Below are 18,902 nucleotides of genomic sequence, written 5' to 3' on the forward strand. Positions count from 1 at the left end.
CCCGGGAGTCCGGGGCGGGGCCGAGGTCCGTCGAGGGTGCTCAGGTCAGCCAGCTCTGGCCGCCGAAGTCGTCATCGTCGTCGGCCGGCGCGCGACGGCGGGGTGCGGGCCGGACCGGTGCCGGGGCCGGTGGTGCCGGGGCGACCGGCGGGGCCGCCGGCGCGGCGGGCGGCGGGCCCGGGACCCAGCCCGTGCCGGGGGCCGGGGTCTGGTAGGTCGGCTCGTCGTCCTCGGTGCCGAAGGTGAACTCGCCGTTCTTCTTCTCCGTCGCCGCCGCGGTGCCCCAGCCGCCGGCCGCCTTTTGGCGCTTGCCGGCCTCCTGGATGCGCTCGATGGTCTTCTCGGCCACCGCGGCCTGCTTGTCGAGGCTGGCCCCCGCCTTGTCCCGGGCCTCCCGGGAACGGCGTTCGCGCAGCTCGCGACGGTCCGCGTGCTCCCTGGAGATCTGGTCCATGCGGCTCTTCGCCGCCGCCAGCCGATCGGACGCGACGCTCATCGGCCCTCCTCACCCAGCACGCCCTGCACGCGGCTGAGGCTCACGTCGTCGTCGAACAACGACCCGGTGGTGCGCCACTGCCCGGGGCTGCGCTCGCTGTCGCCGCCCTGCTGGCCGCCGCCCGCCATGCCACCGCCCATCATCCCGCCGCCCATCATGCCGCCACCCATCGGGGACGACGTGGCCTGACCGTGCGGGTCCTGCATGGACGGCAGCGTCGCCGAACCGGCCTGGCCGGCGTCGGACGCGGTGGTGTCGGCGTTCAACCCCTGGTCGGCGCTGCCGGAGGGGCTGCTCCACGTGCTGTCCGAACCCGGCGAACCGCTGCCGAGCACGGAGTCCGCGCCGGTGAAGCCGCCCGAGCCGCCGAACACCGACGCGCCGGACGCGCTGGTCGTGCCGCCGGAGTCGTGCGCCGGGGCGAAGCCCTGGTCGACCGGGCCGAACTGCGACCCGCCGAACTGGCCACCGTACTGCTGGCCGCCGTACTGCTGACCGCTGAACTGCTGGCCGCCGTACTGCTGGCCGCCGTACTGCTGGCCGCCGTACTGCTGGCCGCCGTACTGCTGACCGCTGAACTGCTGGCCGCCGTACTGCTGGCCGCCGTACTGCTGGCCGCTGAACTGCTGGCCGGGCTGCGCGGGCTGGCCGTGCGGGGGCGTCAACGCGCTGCTGTCGTGCGCGGACGCGGTGGTGAACCCGGATTCGACCGGACCGCCGGCCATCCCGACACCCACGCCGACCGGCGGCGCACCGCCGCCGGCGGGCTCGGTGAAGCCACCCGGAGCAGCGGCGACAGGCTCGGTGAACCCACCCGCGACCGCGCCGGCGGGCTCGGTGGCACCGGGGGCGAAGCCCGGGTCGGCAGCCACCGCGCCGGGAACGGCGGCAGGGGGTTCGGTGAAGCCGGGAGTGTCAGCGCCGACCGCGACCGGCTCGGTGAAGCCGACGTCGGCACCGCCCAGGTCGCCGAGACCGCCGCCGGTCGACCCCTCGACCGGCCCGAAGTCCGGGTCGAGGCCGATCGGCGGTTCGGCCGGGGCGGGCATCGTGGTGACCGGCTCGTCCCGACCGGGCAGCGGCGGCAGCTCGTCCGCCGCCGAGTCCTCGCCGAACTCGACGCCGTACTCCTGCGGGGTGCCGTCGCCGTTGTCGACGGTGAGGTTGATCTCACCGGTCAGCGGGTCGACCTCGGCGGTGATGGCCAGGCCGTCCAGCTCGATCAGCGCCTTGCCGTCCGCGCCGGCCTCGATCGGGATCGCGCCGTCCACGCCGCCGTCACCTCCCGTGACCGCCGCGCCGGGAGCGCCCGGGGTGGCACCGGAGGTCGTCGGAGCGCCCGGCGTCGCGGTCGCGCCGGCCAGCGCCGAGGCCAGTGCCGCGCCGCCGTTCTGGCCGGTGAGGGCCTTGAGCGCGTCCGGGTTGTCGCTGAAGTCGACGTCGTAGGTCTTCGGCTCGCTGGTCGGCGTGTCGACGGTGATCAGCACGTGGCCGTTCTCGTCCGGCTCCGTGATCTTGATCTCGTTGTCGCCGCTCTTGATGGTGACGGTCTCGGGCTCCTCGTCGCCCTTCAGGCCGTCGGGCTTGCCCTCCCCGTCCGGCTTGCCGTCGCCGTCGAGGTCGTCCGGCTTGCCGTCGCCGTCCAGGTCGTCGGGCTTGCCGTCGCCGTCCAGGTCGTCCGGCTTGCCGTCACCGTCGGTGTCACCGGGGATCTGGAGGTCGTCGGGCTTGCCGTCGCCGTCCTTGTCCAGCGGGTTCTCCGGCTTCGGGATCTCCGGGACGGGCGGCGTGCCGCCGCCACCGCCGGAGCCGGACCCGGAACCGCCGCCGGAACCCGAACCGGGACCGCCGCCGTTGCCGCTCCCGCTCCCGCTCCCGTTGCCGTTCCCATTGCCGTTGCCGTTGCCGTTCCCGTCGCCCTCCTCGCCGCCCTTGTCGTCGGCGGGCGCGGGGAACGGGTTCTCGAACTCGGCCATGTAGGACGCCAGGGTCTCCCACTGGGCGTCCACCGAGGTCTTGGTGTCCGAGCAGCAGGTCTTGAACTGCTCGTACAGGCCCCAGAACTCGACGTTGAACGACTGCTGGATCCACCGCTTGCACTGGTTGATCGCGAACTCTTTGTTCTCGTCGTTCAGGCTGCAATCGTCGTCGTTGAGGCGTTCGGCGATGTTGCTGCCGGGCACCGCCGAGTCGACCCAGCCGGCGATCTCGCGGACCCGGTCCTTGCCGTAGTCGCCCTCGCCGCGGGCGAAGGAGACGACCTTCTCGGCCATGTACGTGTCGGCCTTGGCGACCTGTTCCCGGTACATCTCCAGGACCTCGTCGGCCTTGCCCTTGCACAGCTCGTACACGCCGCCGACGGCGGTGCGGGTCAGGTCGGCCGCGCCGGTCAACCCGTCACCCAGTTCGGTGATCTTCGGGACGATCTGGTCGCTGTAGTGCTCGTACGACCTGGTGGCGGCCTTGCCCTCCCACTCGCCGTAGAGCGCCTTCAGCCGCCCGTCGACGTCGGTCTTCATCTCGTCGATCTTCGACCTGGCGGTGCTGAACTCGTCGGCCTCGGCGAGGAACTTCTGGAAGTTGATGCCGCGCTGCTCGTCGTACGGCGTCTGGATGTGCTGGCCGAAGTCCAGGTTGGACGTGTTGCCGAGGCAGTCGCCGGGCCGGTTGTTCCAGATCGGGAGGAACTTCTCGAAGACCTTCAGGCCGGCCTGACCAGCGTCGAACAGCTCGTCGGAGGTCTTGGTGCCCGAACCGGACGCGGTCGGCGGCCGCTTGCCGTCCAGCGCCGTCTGGCCCTGCTCCACGGCCTTGGTCTGCTCGCGGCTGTTGTAGCCCTTGGTGTCGCTCTCGGCCTTGGCCTCGTCGAGGCGGTCCTGGAGGTTGTCGCCGCGACCCGCGTGGTCGCCCCAGTTCCAGAAGCTGGAGGTGTCGTAGCGGTCCTTGTACGTGTCCGCGCCGTCCGGGATGTCCCAGGGCGGCGTCGACGACACGTAGGCGTGCATCAGGTCCTGCTTCTTGTCCTCCGACACGTTCGGGTCGTCGAGGACCGCCTTGACGTCGTCCCAGCTCGGCCCGGCCATCAGTACTGGCTCCCCACGTTGCTCGCGTTGGTGGCCTCGACGTCACCGTACGTCGCGGCACCCGAGGCGATCTTGCCCGCGAATCCCCCGAGGGTGCCCGCCATGTAGGTGATGCCCTTGCCGAAATTCTCGATCCCGGACTTGTACTTGGCGAAGTGCTGTTTGTGCGCCCGGCCGAATTCACCCTCGACGGTTTCGGTCTGGCCGACCTTCTGGAGATCGTCCGCCGTGTCCTTCGCGGCGTCGGAAATGCCCTTCGAGGCTTTTTGCATGGCCTCGGTGCTGGTGCCGTAACCGGCCACGGCGCTCCACTCCCCTCCGTGGCGCGACGGCCACGACCCTCAACCGAACTCGTCCGCTGTGACGCGACGGTTCGGCGTGTGGTTCCCATCGTCGCAGCCCGCGCGGATGTCCGACGGCATTTCGGGGCTGTTCCTCGCAGGTGTGAACGCCGATCGGCGAGGGGTCAGCCCTGTCGGGGCGGTCGGCCGGGTCCGGGCGGCGGCTGGGGCGCGCCGTGGGGGGCCTGACCGTGGGGGGCCTGGCCGGGAGGGGCCTGGCCGAACCCGGGCGCGGGCGGACCGTAGGGGTTCTGACCCGGCGGGACCTGACCAGGCCCGCCGTAGGGGTTCTGGCCGGGTGGAACCTGGCCGTGGGGGTTCTGGCTGTACGGGTTCTGGGCGTACGGGTTCTGGCCGGGTGGCAGCGCGTGGGACTTGCTCTTCTTCACCAGCACGACGATCACCACCACGACCGCGGCGACGAGCAGGACGATCCCGATCAACGGGATGAACCCGATACCCATTCCAGCACCCCCGGACAGTCGGCCCTCAGCCCACCGAGGAAACCACACCCGCCAGGCGGCGCGCCGCCGACTCGGCCAGTTCGTGGGTGGACGCCTCCACCATCACGCGCACGAGCTGCTCGGTGCCCGACGGCCGGAGCAGCACGCGGCCGGTGTCGCCGAGCTCCTCGGTCACCGCGGCCACGGCCTCGCTCACCGCCGCGTCCCGCGCCACCGCCGCCTTGTCGCCCACGACCACGTTGATCAGCACCTGCGGCAGGCGGCGCATCACGCCGGCCAGCTCGGCCAGGGACTTGCCGGTCTCGGCCATCCGGGACATCAGCCGCAGCGCGACCAGCAGGCCGTCGCCGGTGGTGGCGTGCGCGGGCAGCACCACGTGCCCGGACTGCTCGCCGCCGAGCGCGAACCCGCCCGCGTGCAGCTCCTCCAGCACGTACCGGTCACCCACGGCGGTGGTGCGCAAGATCACGTCGTGCTCGCGCATCGCCAGGTGCAGGCCCAGGTTGCTCATCACGGTCGCGACGAGGGTGCCGTCGGTCAGCTCGCCGGAGTCCTTCATGCCGAGCGCGAGGACCGCCATGATCTGGTCGCCGTCCACGTCGTTGCCGTCCGCGTCCACGGCCAGGCAGCGGTCGGCGTCGCCGTCGTGCGCGATGCCCAGGTCGGCACCGTGCTCCACGACGGCCGCGCGGACCACGTCGAGGTGCGTGGAGCCGCAGCCGTCGTTGATGTTCAGCCCGTCCGGGAGGGCCTGGATCTCCACGACCTCGGCCCCGGCCCGGCGGTAGGCGTCCGGCGCGGCGGTGGACGCGGCACCGTTCGCGCAGTCCACGACGACCTTGATGCCGTCCAGGCGGTGCGGGGTCACCTTCACCAGGTGCTGGACGTACTGGCCCTCGGCGTCCTCGATGTCGCGCACCCGGCCGATGCCCGCGCCGGTGGGCCGGTGGGCGGCCTCGCCCATCTTGCGCTCGATCTCGTCCTCGACCGCGTCGGGCAGCTTGTGCCCGCCGGAGCCGAACAGCTTCACGCCGTTGTCGGGCATCGGGTTGTGCGAGGCGGAGATCATCACGCCCATGTCCGCGCCCAGCGCGGAGACCAGGTGCGCCACGGCCGGCGTGGGCAGGACGCCCGCGCGCAGCACGTCCGCGCCGGCGGCGGTCAGGCCCGCGACCACGGCGGCTTCCAGCATCTCGCCGCTGGCCCGGGGATCGCGGCCGACCACGGCGACCGGGCGGTGCGAGCGGTCGTGCTCGGCGAGCACCCGGGCGGCCGAGGCGGCCACCGAGAGCGCGAGTTCCGGAGTCAGGTCGGCGTTCGCCAGACCACGTACGCCGTCAGTGCCGAACAGCCGACCCATGATCGCCATGACCTCCGTGATGAACCGCACAACACCGGGCGAAAAGCACTGCGGGAGCAGCAGTTCGACGAAGAACTGGCTGCTCCCGCAGGGGTGGAACCGGAAATCTCGACCGTGAGGTCAGCGCTTGCTGTACTGAGGTGCCTTGCGGGCCTTCTTCAGGCCGTACTTCTTGCGCTCCTTGACCCGGGGGTCACGGGTGAGGAAGCCGGCCTTCTTCAGCACCGGGCGGTCCTCGGAGTCCACGGCGATCAGCGCGCGGGCGATGGCCAGGCGCAGCGCACCGGCCTGGCCGGTGGTGCCGCCGCCGCCCAGGGTCGCGATGACGTCGAACGTCTCCGGCTTCTCCGTGGTCACCAGGGGCTCGCGGATGAGCTGCTGGTGCACCTTGTTCGGGAAGTACGCTTCGAGCGACTTCCCGTTCAGGGTGAACTTGCCGGTGCCGGGCAGCAGGCGCACCCGGACGATGGCCTGCTTGCGGCGGCCGACGGTCTGCGCCAGGTGGTGCGCGCCCGCGCTGAGCACGGGGCGGACGACGGGAGCGGGGGCCGGCTCGGCCTCGTCGCCCTCGGCGTCGGTGGCCTCGACGGCGGTGGTCTCGACGGCGTCCGCCGACTCGGCGACCTCGGTGTCGGCGACCTCGGCGTCAGCGGCCTCGGGAGCGTCGGCTTCGGTGGTCTCGGCCTCGGGGGCCTCGGTCACCTCCGCGTCGGCGGTCTCGGTGGCCTCGACGTCGGCGGTCTCGACAGCGTCGACCTCGGCCTCGGGGGTGGTCACGGCGTTTTCCTCGGTCACTGGGAGACCTTCTTGATCTCGAACGGCTGCGGCTGCTGCGCCGTGTGCGGGTGGCTCGGGCCCGTGTAGACCTTGAGCTTGCCGGCGATCACGCGGCCGAGGCGGTTCTTGGGCAGCATGCCCTTGATCGCCTTCTCGACCAGCCGGTCGGCACGGGTGTCGAGCACCTCGCCGAACGACCGCTGGCGGAGGCCGCCGGGGTGGCCGGAGTGGCGGTACACGAACTCCTGGTCGCGCTTCTTGCCGGTCAACGCCACCTTGTCCGCGTTGATGATGATGACGAAGTCACCAGTGTCAACGTGGGGGGCGTAAGTAGGCTTGTGCTTGCCGCGCAGCAGCGTCGCGGCCTGGGTGGCGAGCCGACCGAGCACCAGGTCCTGGGCGTCGATCACGTGCCAGGCTCGGGTCACCTCGCCGGGCTTCGGGCTGTACGTGCGCACGGGTCTACCTCGTCGTCACTTGCGTCTGGGGTCATTGCGGCGGCTGCTCAGGCCAGACACCCCAGGTGGGCAAGTGGACCAGAACGAGGCACGCGAGTGCGCACCGGATACCGCACAACAACGTAGGAAGATACCGGTTGGGTCGTGGCCGGGTCAAAACGACCCCCGCCAACCGGGTCGGAGCCCTCGTCGCCGAGACGACTTGGACACCGGACGGGAGGACCCGTCAGAACGCCCGTAACGCGACGTTCAGGTCCCCGAGAGTACGCACCCCCGTCGGACGGGCCGCACCCGGGGAACATCCGGGGGGCGGAACGCGCCGGCGGAACACGTACGCGGGCCCCGGATGCCTGGTGAGGCTCCGGGGCCCGCGGGGGTCACGCGGTGACGCGGTTCACCAACGCGCGGTGTTCTTCTGCTCCGCGGCGGAGTAGGCGTCGTTGGCCGAGGCGACGGCGGTGCCGATCGCGGCCAGGACCTGCTGGAGGTCGGCGGCGGAGGTGTCCCACTTGTTCTGGACCTCCTGGTAGGCACCGGAGGTGGCACCTTCCCACTGCGCGATGACCGGGCCGATGCGGCCCTTCAGGTCTTCGAGCTGCTGCTGGACCTGGTTGGCCTGGCCCTGGATGTCGCCGGCGGCCGAACCGAGAGCGCCGAAGTCGATCTTGATCTCGTCGTTCATGATCTCCCCTTGGAGGTGAATTCACAATGAGCAGGAAGGTAATTCAAGAAAAACTGTGGAGCGGGCGACAGCGAATTCGCTGTCACGCACCGCCGCCGAGGCGACCGAGGATGGTCGACATCTCGGAGGACTGCTCCTCTTCCTGCTGGACGTAGGTCTGCACGGAGCCGGTGATCTGCTCGGCGATCGCGACCAGGGCCTCCTGGAGCTTCGCGGCGTCGTCGTTGAAGCGGTTCATCAGGTTGGTGAACGCGTCCGCGGCGGAGCCCTTCCACGCCGGGGCCAGGCCGTCGATGGTGTTCCGCAGGTTGTTCAGAATGCCCTGAACGTTACCGTTGGTGTCCATGATGTCCTTGGCAGCGGTTTCCAGCGCCGGAACTCCGGTTGCGTAACCAGCCATTGGGTAAGACCCCCTATGTCGGCGAGACCAGGCGTGCTTGCCTTCTCGGTTCGTACAGCACTTCTGACGCAGACCCTCCCACGGTCGGTTCCGCGCTGTCGCGACTTCCCCGGAAGTAGTTGCGCTAGTAAACGGACCGGCACCCCGGCCGGGGGTCAGTAGAGGATTCGCGCTTGCGAAAAGTCCTCGTCATCGGCCACTTCGGCGGGCAGCCGGCCGCTCGGACCGGCCACCGGGCGGGACCCGTCGGAAGTCCGCCGGGATGCGGTATTTGCATTCGCGTCCGTTTGCTCATGCGATTTTTCGGGTGCCGGCGCGAGCAGTTCCCCACCGGAGGGCAACCGCTCCACCGGAAGACCCCGGTGCGCCCGGAACCCGGCGGCGACCCGGCGCACGTCACCGGAGGTCGGCTCGTGCCCCTCCGGGCGCACCGCGCGGGTCCTGGCCCGGTCGGCGAGCTCCCGGTTGCGCTCGCGCTGGGCGGCGGTCTTCGCGCCCGCGTCGGCGGCGGCCCGACGACCTCTGGTCACGGCGGCGTCGAGGTCCGAGCGGAACCGGGCGAAGGACTCCGGGGTACCGGTCATCGTTGTGTCCCCACTCACGACTTCAGTCGGTCACGGTCAGCGTGCGCACGACCTGCTCGCACGCCCGGCGGACGCGGTCCTCACCGGACGCCGGGTACTGGCACCCCACGCTCACCTGGACGTCGCCCTGGAAGAGCACGTACCAGTCGACCGTCGCGGTCCCCGCGCGCTCCCGGTAGTAAACGGCATCCTTGCCCCCGAAGCGGCGGGAAGTGTCGAAACCGGACAGCTCGCGACCCCGGTCGTACTCGGTCCGCAACTCGCGCTCGGCCCGCGCCCGGTCCTCCGACGAGTCGTAGGTGAGCTTCCGCTCGGTCACCGTGATCACGTCGTCCGGGGACTCCGCCGGCTGCGGCTTCAGGAACACCTGCCGGGTCTCCGCGACCCCGCCGGTCTGGTCCCAGCCGGCCGGCGCGACGAACCGGTAGTCGTACTGGGCGATGGTCTTGCCCGGGTCGCCGCTCGACGTCGTCGGCCCGGCCCCCTCGTCGCCGCGCACGGTCAGCGCGTACGCGACCGACCCGCCGACCACCACGGCCAGCCCGAGCGACACCCCGACGACCAGCGGCGCGCGGCGGCGCGGTCGCGCCGGCGGTGGCGGCGGCTGCCGCGGGAAGTACGGCGGCCGGGGGAAGCCCGCCGGCGGGGACGGCGCGCCGGCGGTGATCCGCCGGGTGAGCTTGCGGGTGGAGTCGTCGGTGATCTTGTGCGTCGCGCCGGGGTCGGGCAGCGCCCCGGTGCGCATCGGGTCCGCGCTCACCGCGCGCAGCGCGCCGCGCGCCACCACGGTCTCCGGCTGGTCGATGCTGGTCGGCACCACGCCGGTCTGCTCCAGCACCAGGCGGGCGACCAGCGGAATCCGGCTGGAGCCGCCGACCAGGAACACCCCGGCCAGCCCGCGCGGGTCCAGCCCGGCGTCCCGCACCGCGCCGGCCAGCAGCCCCGCCGCCCGGGTCAGCGGCGGCCCGATCAGGCGTTCCAGGTCGGTGCGGGTCACGTGGGCGTCGGGGAACGGCGGCGGCATCGGCACGTCGGTGTAGGAGTGCCGGGACAGCGTCTCCTTCGCGCCGCGCACGTCCTGGCGCAGCACCCGGCGCTTGCGCCGGTCGGCCATCCCGCGCCCCTCCACGAGCTCCCGCCACGCCTCCGGGTCGCCCGGCGACACCAGCGAGCCGACGTGGTCGAGCAGGAGCTGGTCGACGTCCGCGCCGCCGAAGGTCGGATCGCCCTTGGTGGCCAGCACCCGGAACGTGCCGCCCCGCCGGATGACCACGCCGGCGTCCACCGTGCCGCCGCCGAGGTCCAGCACGGCCACCACCGCACCGTCCTTGATGGCGTGCGAGGCCGAGTGGAAGACCGCGGCGGCCACCGGCTCCGGCACCAGCCGCAACTCCTGGCCCAGCCCTCGGCCCGCGTCGACCAGCACCCTGGTCCGGATCGCGCCCCAGTCCGCCGGGTGGGTCAGCACCAGCACGTCCACCGGCGCGCCGCCGGCCACGTGCCGGGCCTCGTCGACCACCCGGCTGAGCACCGCGCGCACCACGTCCACGACCCGGAGCACGCTGGTGCCCAGCAGCAGTTCGACCTCGTCCACCCGGCGTTTCGGGTGGGGCTCGTAGCGGGAGGGGTCCACCGCGGCCTGGCGCTCGGCCTCCTGCCCGACGAACAGCGCGCCGTCCGCCGCGGCGAACACGGCGGAGGGCAGGATCGGCTGGCCGTCGACCACGACCACCTGCGGCTCCCGGCCGTCGACCGAGATGGCCACGCAGGTGCTCGACGTCCCGAAGTCGACCGCCACGCGCAAGCTCATCGGGCACCCCCTCGTCACCGGCTGCCTGGAGGGTATCCGGGACCGGCGGCGGGGACGGCCGATCCGGGGTCGGCCGGGACCGCCGGCCCGGGGCGGGGCGGGCACCGTGAGACCGGTCACCCGATCCCGTCCGGGTGACGGCGGTGTGCGCCCCGGCCCGCCCGGGTAACCGCCGGTCGCGGCCCGGACCACCCCCGCGGGTCGGCCCACGCGCCCGAGACCCGGTCGCACCCGTCCCGCCTCCGCACGACCGATCCCACGCCGCCCCGTCACCACGTTAGGTCACGCATGGTGAGCACAGTGTGACAGAGGTGTGAGCGCCCCCGGCCAACCTCGTCTCCGGAGGGGCCCGCGCCGGCCTCCTCCGTCACACGACGACCCGATGCGGGGGTGGTCTATTGCCGGCAGTTCACATAATGGACTGAACGATGCCCGGAGGCGGGGCGCGGCGAACCCCTGAGCCTCCTCCCGCCTCCCGGGCCGAACGGAGCGACCATGTCCGCGATCGAGGTGTTACCCGGCCCGCACGCGCTGACCGGCGAGAGCGCCCTCCGGCACGCCGCCCGGTGGACCGACGCGCTGCGCGACGTGGCTTCCGTGCGCCACCTGCCCGTGCCCGACACGCCCGCCGACCACGACCTGCGACTGCTGGCCGGGATGCTCGGCGGTGACCGGCTGCTGGACCTGCCGGTGCCGCTGCCGGTGCCCGACACCACCGCGATCCGCGCCGACGCCGACCGCATGCTGGACCGCTACGGCCGCGACGGCGACGGCGCGCGGTACGCCCACATCGGCGACGGCACCCTGACCGAGGTCCGGGGCTGGGACCTGCCCGCGCTGGTCGCGGCCACCACGGGCCTGCGGGTCAGCCCCCGGTTGCGGCTGTACTTCGCCCGCGACGACGTCGAGGGCGTCGGGTTCCGGCTCGACTCCCGCCGGTTCGGCGACCTGCGCCTGGTGGTGCCGCTGGACCCGGCGGGCACCACCCTCATCGCCGGACCGGGCGGCGTGCGGGGCTACCGCGGCCCCGTGCTGTTCGACGGCGTGTGCGTCCCGCACGGCCGGGCACCCGACACCTCCGCCCGTTCCCTCAACATCGGTCTCCGCCGACTCGGCTCTCACCGCTCCGCCGACTCCGCCAGCCTGTCCCGGATGCGCTGCGCCTCCTCGTAGTCCAACCGCTCGGCGATCTCCAGGGCCCTCCGCAGGCTCCGCGACTCGTGGTCGGGCTCGCCGAAGTGCCGGTGCGCGTCGGCCAGCCCGAGCAGCGCCTGGACCACCGACCGCCGGTCCGCCTGGACCTCGCCGAGCTCCACGACCCGCCGGAACGTCTCCCGCGCGGCGGCGTGGTCACCGGACCGCAGTTGGATCCGGCCGAGCGTCTCGCGCATCGCGCCGACGTGCGTCTGGTCACCCGTGCGGGTCACCAGGTCGATCGCCGCCCGGCAGTCGGCCAGCGCCTCGGCGTACCGGCCGCTGCGACCCAGGGTGAGCGCGCGGTTGTTCAGCGCGGTCGCCTCCCCCGTGCCGCCGTGCACCCGGCGCAGCGCCACCACCCGGTCGTGCAGCTCCAGCGCCTCGTCCAGCCGTCCCAGCCGCGACAGCACGTTCGCGGTCTCGTCCAGCGTGGTGGCCACGCCCGGGGTGTGGCCGATGCGCTCCCGGATGCGCAGCGCCTCGCCCAGGTGCTCCAGGGCGTCCACCAGGTCGCCGCGGAACTTGCGGATGCTGCCCAGGGTGTTCACCGACAGCGCCTCGCCGTAGGGGTCCGCGCAGCGCCGGGCCGCCGCCAGCGCGATCCGGCTCAGCCGCTCCCACTCCACCAGGTTGCCGCGCAGCACCAGCACGCCCCACATCGCGGTCGGAAGCTGCCAGGCGTGCGCGCACAGCCCGTGCTCGACCGCCAGGTCGACCAGCGCGACCAGCCCGGTGAACTCCTCGTCGAACCACGCCAGCCCGGCCCGCCGGTCGGCGAAGGCGGGCAGGTCCGGCGGGAACGACGGCTCGACCAGCGGCAGCGCGGGCCGGTCCGCGGTCATCGCGCGGTACGCGCGGTCGGCGGCGTGCAGGAAGTGGTCCAGCAGCCGGCGCACGGCCCGGTCCCGCTCGGCCCGGCTGTCCTCGGCCTCGCACCGCTCGCGGGCGTGCAGCCGCAGCAGGTCGTGGCACGTGTAGCGGCCCGCCCGGCGTTCCAGCAGGTGCGCGGCGGCGAGCCGGTTCAGCAGCCGGCCCGCCTCGGCCGGCGGCAGGCCCGCGACGGCGGCGGCGGCAGCCGGGCCGTGGTCCTCGCCGGGGATCAGCGACAGCAGTCGGAACAGCCGTTGCGCGGCCGGGTCCAGGCGGTCGTAGGACAGCCCGAACGTGACCCGCACGGCGGCCCGGCGGTCGCCGTCGATGGCCAGCTCGGTCAGCCGGTCCCCGGTGCGCAGCGCCGCCACGTACCCGGCGATCGTGCTGTCGTGGTCGATGTTCGCGGCGGCCACCCGCAGGGCCAGCGGCAGGTACGCGCACAGCCCGGCGAGCTCGGCCAGCGCCGCCGGCTCGACCGCGCAGCGCGTCCCGACCAACCGGGTGAGCAGGTCGCCCGCCTCGCCGGGGGCCAGCACGCCGAGCCGGGTCGGCACGGCGTCGTCCAGCGCGGTCAGCCCGCGCAGCTCGTCGCGGGACGTGACCACCGTCACGCACCCCGGCGCGGCGGGCAGCAGCGGCCGGACCTGCTCGGTGGAGCTCGCGTTGTCCAGCACCACCAGCATCCGGCGGCCCGAGGACAGCGAGCGGTAGCGGGCGACCTGCTCCTCGGGGGTGTCCGGCGAGTCGGAGCCGAGCGCGCGCAGGAGCAGCGGCAGCACCTGCGCGGGCCCCAGGGGCGACCGCTCGTCGAAGCCCCGCAGGTCCACGAAGAGCTGGCCGTCCGGGTAGGAGGCCGCCACCCGGTGCGCCCAGTGCACCGCGAGCGAGGTCTTGCCGACCCCGGCGGTGCCGGAGACCACCGCCACCACCGGCCCGTCCCGGCCCGCCAGCTCGTCCAGCCGGGCCAGGTCGGCCGCGCGCCCGGTGAACGTGCCGACGTCCGGCGGCAGTTGGCGCGGCACCACGTCCGGACCGCGCCGCACCACCCGCACGGCGTCCCGCTGGGCCACGATCCCCTCGTGGACCTCACGCAGCCGGCGGCCGGGGTCGACCCCCATCTCCTCCGCGAGCAGCGCCCGGACCTCCCCGTACGCGGCCAGCGCCTCGGCCTGCCGGTCCGCGCGGTACAGCGCGGTCATCAACTGCCCCCAGAACCGCTCCCGCGTCGGGTACCGGTCCACCAGCTTCCGCAGCTCGCCCACCAGCGACTCCGCCTCGCCGGCCGCCAGGTCCGCGTCCACCCGGCGCTCCAGGGCGGCCGACCACTCCTCCTCCAGCGGCGCGACGTGGTCGCGGTGCAGCAGGTCGGACCGGACGTCGGCCAGCGGCGCGCCCCGCCACAGCGCCAACCCTTCGGAGAACCGCCCCTCGCGCACCAGTTCGCGGAACACGTGCAGGTCCAACTGGCCCGGCTCGACCCGGGCCAGGTAGCCGCGCCCGGCGGTGCGCACCACGTCCACGCCGGCCAGCGACTGCCGCAGCCGGGTGACCACCATCTGGAGGGTCGCCTTGGCCCGCCCCGGGGTCGGCGGACCGCCGTCCCACAGCAGCTCGACCAGCACGTCCACCGGTACGACCCGGTCGGCGTTGAGCAGCAGCGCCGCGAGCAGCACCCGCGCCCGGCCCGACGGCAGCCGCACCGGCCCGTTCCGGTCCCAGACCTCCAGCGGCCCGAGAACTCTGAACTCAGCCATGACCGATTCCCCCCGGAGAACGTGGATCACCACCCAACCGCGTCCGGGCGGTTCGCTCAATCGAATGAGAGCCCGGTGTGAGCCGAGTGTGAGCGGGCCGCGCCAGGCTGGGTCCCGCCCACCGTGTTCCCCAGGGCCCGGGAGGTCACGAGGCGGTCGGCACCGAGGGGGGTGCCGCGGTCCGCCCGGGTCAGGTCGAGGCGCGTCGTACCCAGGGGGGTGACGCGCCCCAGCACCGCCGCGGTGAGCACCCCGGCTCGCGGATGTCGAACTCTCCCCCGTTCGGACATCCGCGAGCCACCGCCGGGTCCCGCGCCGAACCACTCGCGGACCCCGGACGTGCGGAAGGCCCCGCCGGGCGGGCGGGGCCTGCCACGCGTCCGGGGGTCAGTCCGGCTGGATCCAGGCGACCTGGATGCGCTGCTGGCCGGACTTGCGGGTGACCAGCGTGCCCCGGCCGGGCGGCTGCGGCGACGGCTTGAGGTTGCCCACGATCGCGCCCTCCTCCTTCGAGCCGGAGCCGACCATGATCGGGGCCGAGATCTCCTTGAGCTTGCCCAGGATCGGGTCGTACATGGCGCGCGACGCGCCACCCATCCGGCGGACCGCGATGACGTGCAGGCCCACGTCCTTGGCCTGCGGGATGAACTCGGCCAGCGGTTGCAGCGGGTTCTGCGCGCCCTGCGGGGCGACCAGGTCGTAGTCGTCCACGATGACGAACAGCTCGGGGCCCTTCCACCAGGAGCGGTTCTTCAACTGCTCCTGGGTGACGTCCGGGCCGGGCAGCCGGCCGGTCATCGAGCCGCGCACGTCCTTGACCATGTCGGTGAGCTGCGCCGACGACACCGCGTAGGCCAGCAGGTGGTCGGAGTCGATGAAGCCGAGCATGGTGCGCCGGTAGTCGACCAGCATGATCAGCGCCTCGGAGGAGGTGTAGCCGGTCATGATCCCGCGCACGATCGTGCGCAGCAGGTTGGTCTTGCCCGACTCGCCGTCGGCCAGGCACATGAAGTGCGGGTCGGCGTCGAAGTCCAGGTAGACCGGTGCCAGCTCGTCCTCGTTGACGCCGACCGGCACCAGGTGCCCCCGGTTGGGCTTGAACTGCTGGACCTGGCCCATGAAGTCGCCGTACTGGAGCAGGTCGGGCAGCAGCCTGACCTGCGGGGCGCGCCGGCCGCGCCACGCGGCGGACACCTTGGCGATCATGTCCTGCACGCCCGCCGCCGCCGACTCCGGGTCCGAGGACGCGTCGATGCGCGGCAGCGCGGTGAGGAAGTGCAGCTTCTGCGGCGACAGGCCGCGACCCGGCCGGCCGGCCGGGATGTTGATCGCGACCTTGCGGTCCACGTCGGACTCCGACGGGTCGCCCAGCCGCAGCTCGAACCGGGTGCCGAGCAGGTCCTTCATCGCGGGCCGGATCTCCGCCCAGCGGTTGGCGGCCACGATCACGTGCACGCCGTAGGACAGGCCCTGCGCCGCCAGCGCCTGGACCTGCGGCTCCAGCACCTCGAACTCCTGCCGGAAGTTCATCCAGCCGTCGACCACCAGGAACGCGTCACCGAAGTCGTCGTCCCGGATCTCGCCGCGCCGCCGCCGGTTGCGGAACTCCACCATCGAGTCGATGCCCTGCGCCCGGAACCGGAGCTCGCGCTCCGCGATCAGACCGCTCAGCTCGGCCACCATCCGGCGCGCCTTGTCCACGTCCAACCGCGACGCGAAGCCACCCACGTGCGGCAGCTTCTCCAGCGACGCGAGCGTGCCGCCACCGAGGTCCAGGCAGTAGAACTGCACCTCTTCGGGGGTGTGCGTCAGCGCCATCGACGTGATCATGCTCCGCAGCATCATCGACTTGCCCGACTGCGGACCGCCCACGATCGCACCGTGGCCGGCCGCACCGGAGAAGTCCGCCCACAGCAGGTCGCGGCGCTGCTCGAACGGCTTGTCGACCACGCCCAGCGGGACCTGGAGCTTGCCGTTGGAGAAGAACCCCGGCGAGGTCAGCCCCCGGTCCTCGGTCGGCTGGAGCGGCGGCAGCAGCGTGTCCAGCGACGGCGGCTCGTTCAGCGGCGGCAGCCACACCTCGTGCGCCGGGGGCCCCTGGCCCACCAGCCGCTCGACGATGACCTCCAGCTCGCTGGGCTCGTTGCTGTCCTGCTTCTCCGGCTTCTCCTGCTTGGTCGGCTCGACCGGCTTCACCGGCTCCTTGGGGACCTCGACGTAGTCCGGCACGAAGAAGCGCGGTCGCTTGTCGCTGGACACCACGGCCGACGGGCCGGCCACCTGGATGCCGGCGGGCCGGTACGGACCGGACACGTACAGCGCCTTGAACCGGGTCAGCGGCGAACCCTGCACGCCCAGGTACCCCGAACCCGGGATGGGCGGCAGCTCGTACGCGTCCGGCACGCCGATCGCGGCCCGCGACTCGGCGGCGGAGAACGTCTTCAGACCGATCCGGTAGGACAGGAAGGTGTCCAGACCGCGCAACTTGCCCTCTTCGAGGCGCTGCGAGGCGAGCAGCATGTGCATCTGGAGCGACCGGCCGACGCGGCCGATCTGGAGGAAGATGTCGATGAAGTCCGGCTTGGCCGTCAGCATCTCGGAGAACTCGTCGATGCAGATGAACAGCGCCGGCAGCGGGTCGAGGTCGGCCCCGTTCTCGCGGGCCTTCTCGTAGTCCCAGACGTTCTTGTAGTTGCCCTTGGCGAGCACCTCCTGGCGGCGCGACACCTCGCCCGCGATGGCGTCCTTCATCCGGTCGACCAGGGTCAGGTCGCCCGCCAGGTTGGTGATGGTCGCGGCGACGTGCGGGGCCTTGTCCAGGCCGAGGAACGTCGCACCGCCCTTGAAGTCGACCAGGATCATGTTCAGCGACGTCGAGGAGTGCGTGGCCAGCAGGCCCAGCACCAGCGTGCGCAGGAACTCCGACTTGCCGGAGCCGGTCGCGCCGATGCACAGGCCGTGCGGGCCCATGCCCTCCATGGCCGCTTCCTTGATGTCCAGCTCGACCTGCTGGCCGAACTCGCCGATGCCGAAGGGCACCCGGTAGCGGTCGCGCACCGGCCGGGGCCGCCACGCCTGCTGCACGTCGAAGGTCAGCGGGTCGCCCTGGAGGCCCAGGAACTCGACCAGCGGCGGGTTGTTGGACATCGACAGCGGGTCCTCGTCGCTGCCGCCCGCGTCCACGCCACCGACCCGGTACGGCGCGATCCGCCGGGCCAGCGCCTCCGCCTCGACGACGCTGAGCCAGTCCGGCCCGCCGAACCACTCGACGCCGCCGGCGCTGCGCGCGCCCAGCTTGCCGTCCTCGATGACCAGCCGCAGGCCGCGCCGCGCGGTCAGGTTGCCCAGCGACTCGGACAGGTCCAGCAGCGTGACGCCGACCAGGCCCTCCTCCAGGATGATCTGCTCTTCCCGGGTGACGTCGCCGTCGTCGATCACGATCACGATGTGCGGCTGGTCGGCGGGCGGCGGCGCGTTGCGGGTGAACCGCTGCCGGTCGCGCAACTGCTCGTCGAGCATCTGCTCGACCTCGGTCAGCGAGCCGGCCATCATCCGCATCTGGCCGATGCCGTCCACGATGTTCGGGTGCTGCACGTGCGGCAGCCACTTCAGCCACTCCCACTGGGCCTTGGTGCGGCCGGTCGTGACGACCGCGATCAGCAGGTCGTCCGGGGAGTGGAAGGTGGCCATCTGCGCCAGCAGCGCGCGGGCCAGGCCGCGCTTGACCTCGATCTCGCCGAGCAGGCCGACGGCGGCGAAGCCGCGCAGCGCGATCGAGATCGGCAGTTCGGGGACCAGCGAGTGGGCGCGCACGAACCGGCGCAGCGCCAGCGTCGCGATGGGCTCCAGCTCCTCCACCGGGCCGGTCTGCGGCGGCACCAGGCGGGTGGCCAGCCGCTGCGAGCCCCGGCCCGCGCGCAGGTGGCAGAAGTCCGGGTCGTTCTGCCGGCGTTCCCACATCCGGCGGGTGGTGGCCAGCGACCACAGCATCTGCGGGTCCGGGTGCACCCACTCGCGCTCGGCGCGCTGCTCGTTGGCCGCCTCGCGGGCGCGGTCCCGCATCTGGCCGAGGTACCGCAGGTAGTCCTTGCGGTCCTCGTTCATCTCGGCCTTCTTCTGGCCCTTCCCGGAACCCATGCCGCCCGCCATCATGCCGATGGTGGAGATCATCATCATGCCCGGCATGATCATCGCGGCGGGGTTCTTGTTGCTGTAGCTGAACATCAAGACCATCATCCCGACGGATGACACGATCATGACGGCCGGCATCGCCTTCATCATCACGTTGCCGGGGATGACCCGGGGCACCTCGGGCGGCGGTTCGAGGTGGACCTCGCCGCCCGGCGGACGGGGAGCGGCGAGGCGTGCCGTGCGCTTGAACTGCAACGTGCTCACCTGACAGGCACCTCTTCACACTCTCGAACCAACGCACGCGGGGGTGCGCCCACCAGTCGCAACCGACACTATGGCGCATCGCCGGAACCGGCGGCGGTGGGTCCGGGAAAATCGTCGTGGGACGTGTTCTGCCGAACCGCCCTGCCGGAACACCCGTTGCGTCCATAATTGGGGCCGCCCGGTGGGCCCCCGCGCGGACGAATAAGGTCGACGCGGCCCACAAGCACA

14 protein-coding genes are annotated in these 18,902 nt (G+C 72.6%); 1 reads left to right on the plus strand and 13 read right to left on the minus strand.

Annotated elements, in window-relative coordinates; translation table 11 throughout:
* Window positions 1–40: 40 nt before the first annotated feature.
* The 11 genes from AB0G01_RS07310 to AB0G01_RS07360 all read right to left on the minus strand — a co-directional run bounded on the left by AB0G01_RS07310 (window position 41) and on the right by AB0G01_RS07360 (window position 10,455).
* Entirely contained in the window at window positions 41–496 is a 456-nt protein-coding gene (locus tag AB0G01_RS07310) for a hypothetical protein (protein WP_360940689.1), read from the minus strand.
* Window positions 493–3,579 carry a WXG100 family type VII secretion target gene (locus AB0G01_RS07315; protein WP_360940691.1) on the minus strand — a complete coding sequence of 1,029 codons (3,087 nt, stop codon included), beginning with the start codon at window positions 3,577–3,579 and terminating at the stop codon, window positions 493–495. Before AB0G01_RS07315 ends, AB0G01_RS07310 begins: the two co-directional genes overlap by 4 nt.
* Window positions 3,579–3,881 carry a hypothetical protein gene (locus tag AB0G01_RS07320; RefSeq protein WP_360940693.1) on the minus strand — a complete coding sequence of 101 codons (303 nt, stop codon included), beginning with the start codon at window positions 3,879–3,881 and terminating at the stop codon, window positions 3,579–3,581. The genes AB0G01_RS07315 and AB0G01_RS07320 overlap by 1 nt, the downstream gene beginning before the upstream one ends.
* 164 nt (window positions 3,882–4,045) lie before the next feature.
* Window positions 4,046–4,384: a hypothetical protein gene (locus AB0G01_RS07325; protein WP_360940695.1), complete on the minus strand. Its 339-nt coding sequence runs from the start codon at window positions 4,382–4,384 to the stop codon at window positions 4,046–4,048.
* Window positions 4,385–4,409: 25 nt separating this feature from the next.
* A complete protein-coding gene (gene glmM, locus AB0G01_RS07330) occupies window positions 4,410–5,744 on the minus strand; it encodes a phosphoglucosamine mutase (RefSeq protein ID WP_360941274.1) in 1,335 nt (444 codons plus the stop codon).
* Between the two features lie 120 nt (window positions 5,745–5,864).
* Entirely contained in the window at window positions 5,865–6,521 is a 657-nt protein-coding gene (rpsI, locus tag AB0G01_RS07335) for a 30S ribosomal protein S9 (RefSeq protein WP_360940697.1), read from the minus strand.
* 14 nt (window positions 6,522–6,535) lie between these two features.
* Complete coding sequence (gene rplM / locus AB0G01_RS07340; protein ID WP_360940699.1) at window positions 6,536–6,979, minus strand: 50S ribosomal protein L13; 444 nt, start codon at window positions 6,977–6,979, stop codon at window positions 6,536–6,538.
* 394 nt (window positions 6,980–7,373) lie between these two features.
* Complete coding sequence (locus tag AB0G01_RS07345) at window positions 7,374–7,661, minus strand: WXG100 family type VII secretion target (RefSeq protein WP_360940701.1); 288 nt, start codon at window positions 7,659–7,661, stop codon at window positions 7,374–7,376.
* 82 nt (window positions 7,662–7,743) lie between these two features.
* Complete coding sequence (locus AB0G01_RS07350) at window positions 7,744–8,061, minus strand: WXG100 family type VII secretion target (protein ID WP_360940703.1); 318 nt, start codon at window positions 8,059–8,061, stop codon at window positions 7,744–7,746.
* Between the two features lie 155 nt (window positions 8,062–8,216).
* A complete protein-coding gene (locus tag AB0G01_RS07355) occupies window positions 8,217–8,645 on the minus strand; it encodes a hypothetical protein (protein WP_360940705.1) in 429 nt (142 codons plus the stop codon).
* Window positions 8,646–8,667: 22 nt separating this feature from the next.
* Window positions 8,668–10,455, minus strand: a complete 1,788-nt coding sequence (locus AB0G01_RS07360) for a type VII secretion-associated protein (protein ID WP_360940707.1) — start codon at window positions 10,453–10,455, stop codon at window positions 8,668–8,670.
* Window positions 10,456–10,950: 495 nt separating this feature from the next.
* On the opposite strand from AB0G01_RS07360, the gene AB0G01_RS07365 reads away from it, so the two are divergent.
* A complete protein-coding gene (locus tag AB0G01_RS07365) occupies window positions 10,951–11,628 on the plus strand; it encodes a hypothetical protein (protein ID WP_360940709.1) in 678 nt (225 codons plus the stop codon).
* Here AB0G01_RS07365 and AB0G01_RS07370 read toward each other — a convergent pair.
* Together AB0G01_RS07370 and eccCa are read right to left on the minus strand one after the other, a co-directional pair.
* On the minus strand, window positions 11,574–14,279 hold the full coding sequence (locus AB0G01_RS07370; protein ID WP_360940711.1) for a BTAD domain-containing putative transcriptional regulator: 2,706 nt from the start codon (window positions 14,277–14,279) through the stop codon (window positions 11,574–11,576). The two genes, AB0G01_RS07365 and AB0G01_RS07370, sit on opposite strands and share 55 nt — an antisense overlap.
* A gap of 387 nt (window positions 14,280–14,666) precedes the next feature.
* A complete protein-coding gene (gene eccCa, locus AB0G01_RS07375) occupies window positions 14,667–18,674 on the minus strand; it encodes a type VII secretion protein EccCa (protein WP_360940713.1) in 4,008 nt (1,335 codons plus the stop codon).
* Between the last annotated feature and the right edge of the window lie 228 nt (window positions 18,675–18,902).

Origin of the sequence: Actinosynnema sp. NPDC023587 (assembly GCF_040640215.1) — a bacterium.
Classification (GTDB): domain Bacteria; phylum Actinomycetota; class Actinomycetes; order Mycobacteriales; family Pseudonocardiaceae; genus Actinosynnema.

Coding starts and splice junctions, on each gene's coding strand:
- AB0G01_RS07310 (WP_360940689.1), bottom strand. CDS start 496: ATGAGCGTCGCGTCCGATCGGCTGGCGGCGGCGAAGAGCCGCATGGAC.
- AB0G01_RS07315 (WP_360940691.1), bottom strand. CDS start 3,579: ATGGCCGGGCCGAGCTGGGACGACGTCAAGGCGGTCCTCGACGACCCG.
- AB0G01_RS07325 (WP_360940695.1), bottom strand. CDS start 4,384: ATGGGTATCGGGTTCATCCCGTTGATCGGGATCGTCCTGCTCGTCGCC.
- glmM (WP_360941274.1), bottom strand. CDS start 5,744: ATGGGTCGGCTGTTCGGCACTGACGGCGTACGTGGTCTGGCGAACGCC.
- AB0G01_RS07345 (WP_360940701.1), bottom strand. CDS start 7,661: ATGAACGACGAGATCAAGATCGACTTCGGCGCTCTCGGTTCGGCCGCC.
- AB0G01_RS07350 (WP_360940703.1), bottom strand. CDS start 8,061: ATGGCTGGTTACGCAACCGGAGTTCCGGCGCTGGAAACCGCTGCCAAG.
- AB0G01_RS07355 (WP_360940705.1), bottom strand. CDS start 8,645: ATGACCGGTACCCCGGAGTCCTTCGCCCGGTTCCGCTCGGACCTCGAC.
- AB0G01_RS07360 (WP_360940707.1), bottom strand. CDS start 10,455: ATGAGCTTGCGCGTGGCGGTCGACTTCGGGACGTCGAGCACCTGCGTG.
- AB0G01_RS07365 (WP_360940709.1), top strand. CDS start 10,951: ATGTCCGCGATCGAGGTGTTACCCGGCCCGCACGCGCTGACCGGCGAG.
- AB0G01_RS07370 (WP_360940711.1), bottom strand. CDS start 14,279: ATGGCTGAGTTCAGAGTTCTCGGGCCGCTGGAGGTCTGGGACCGGAAC.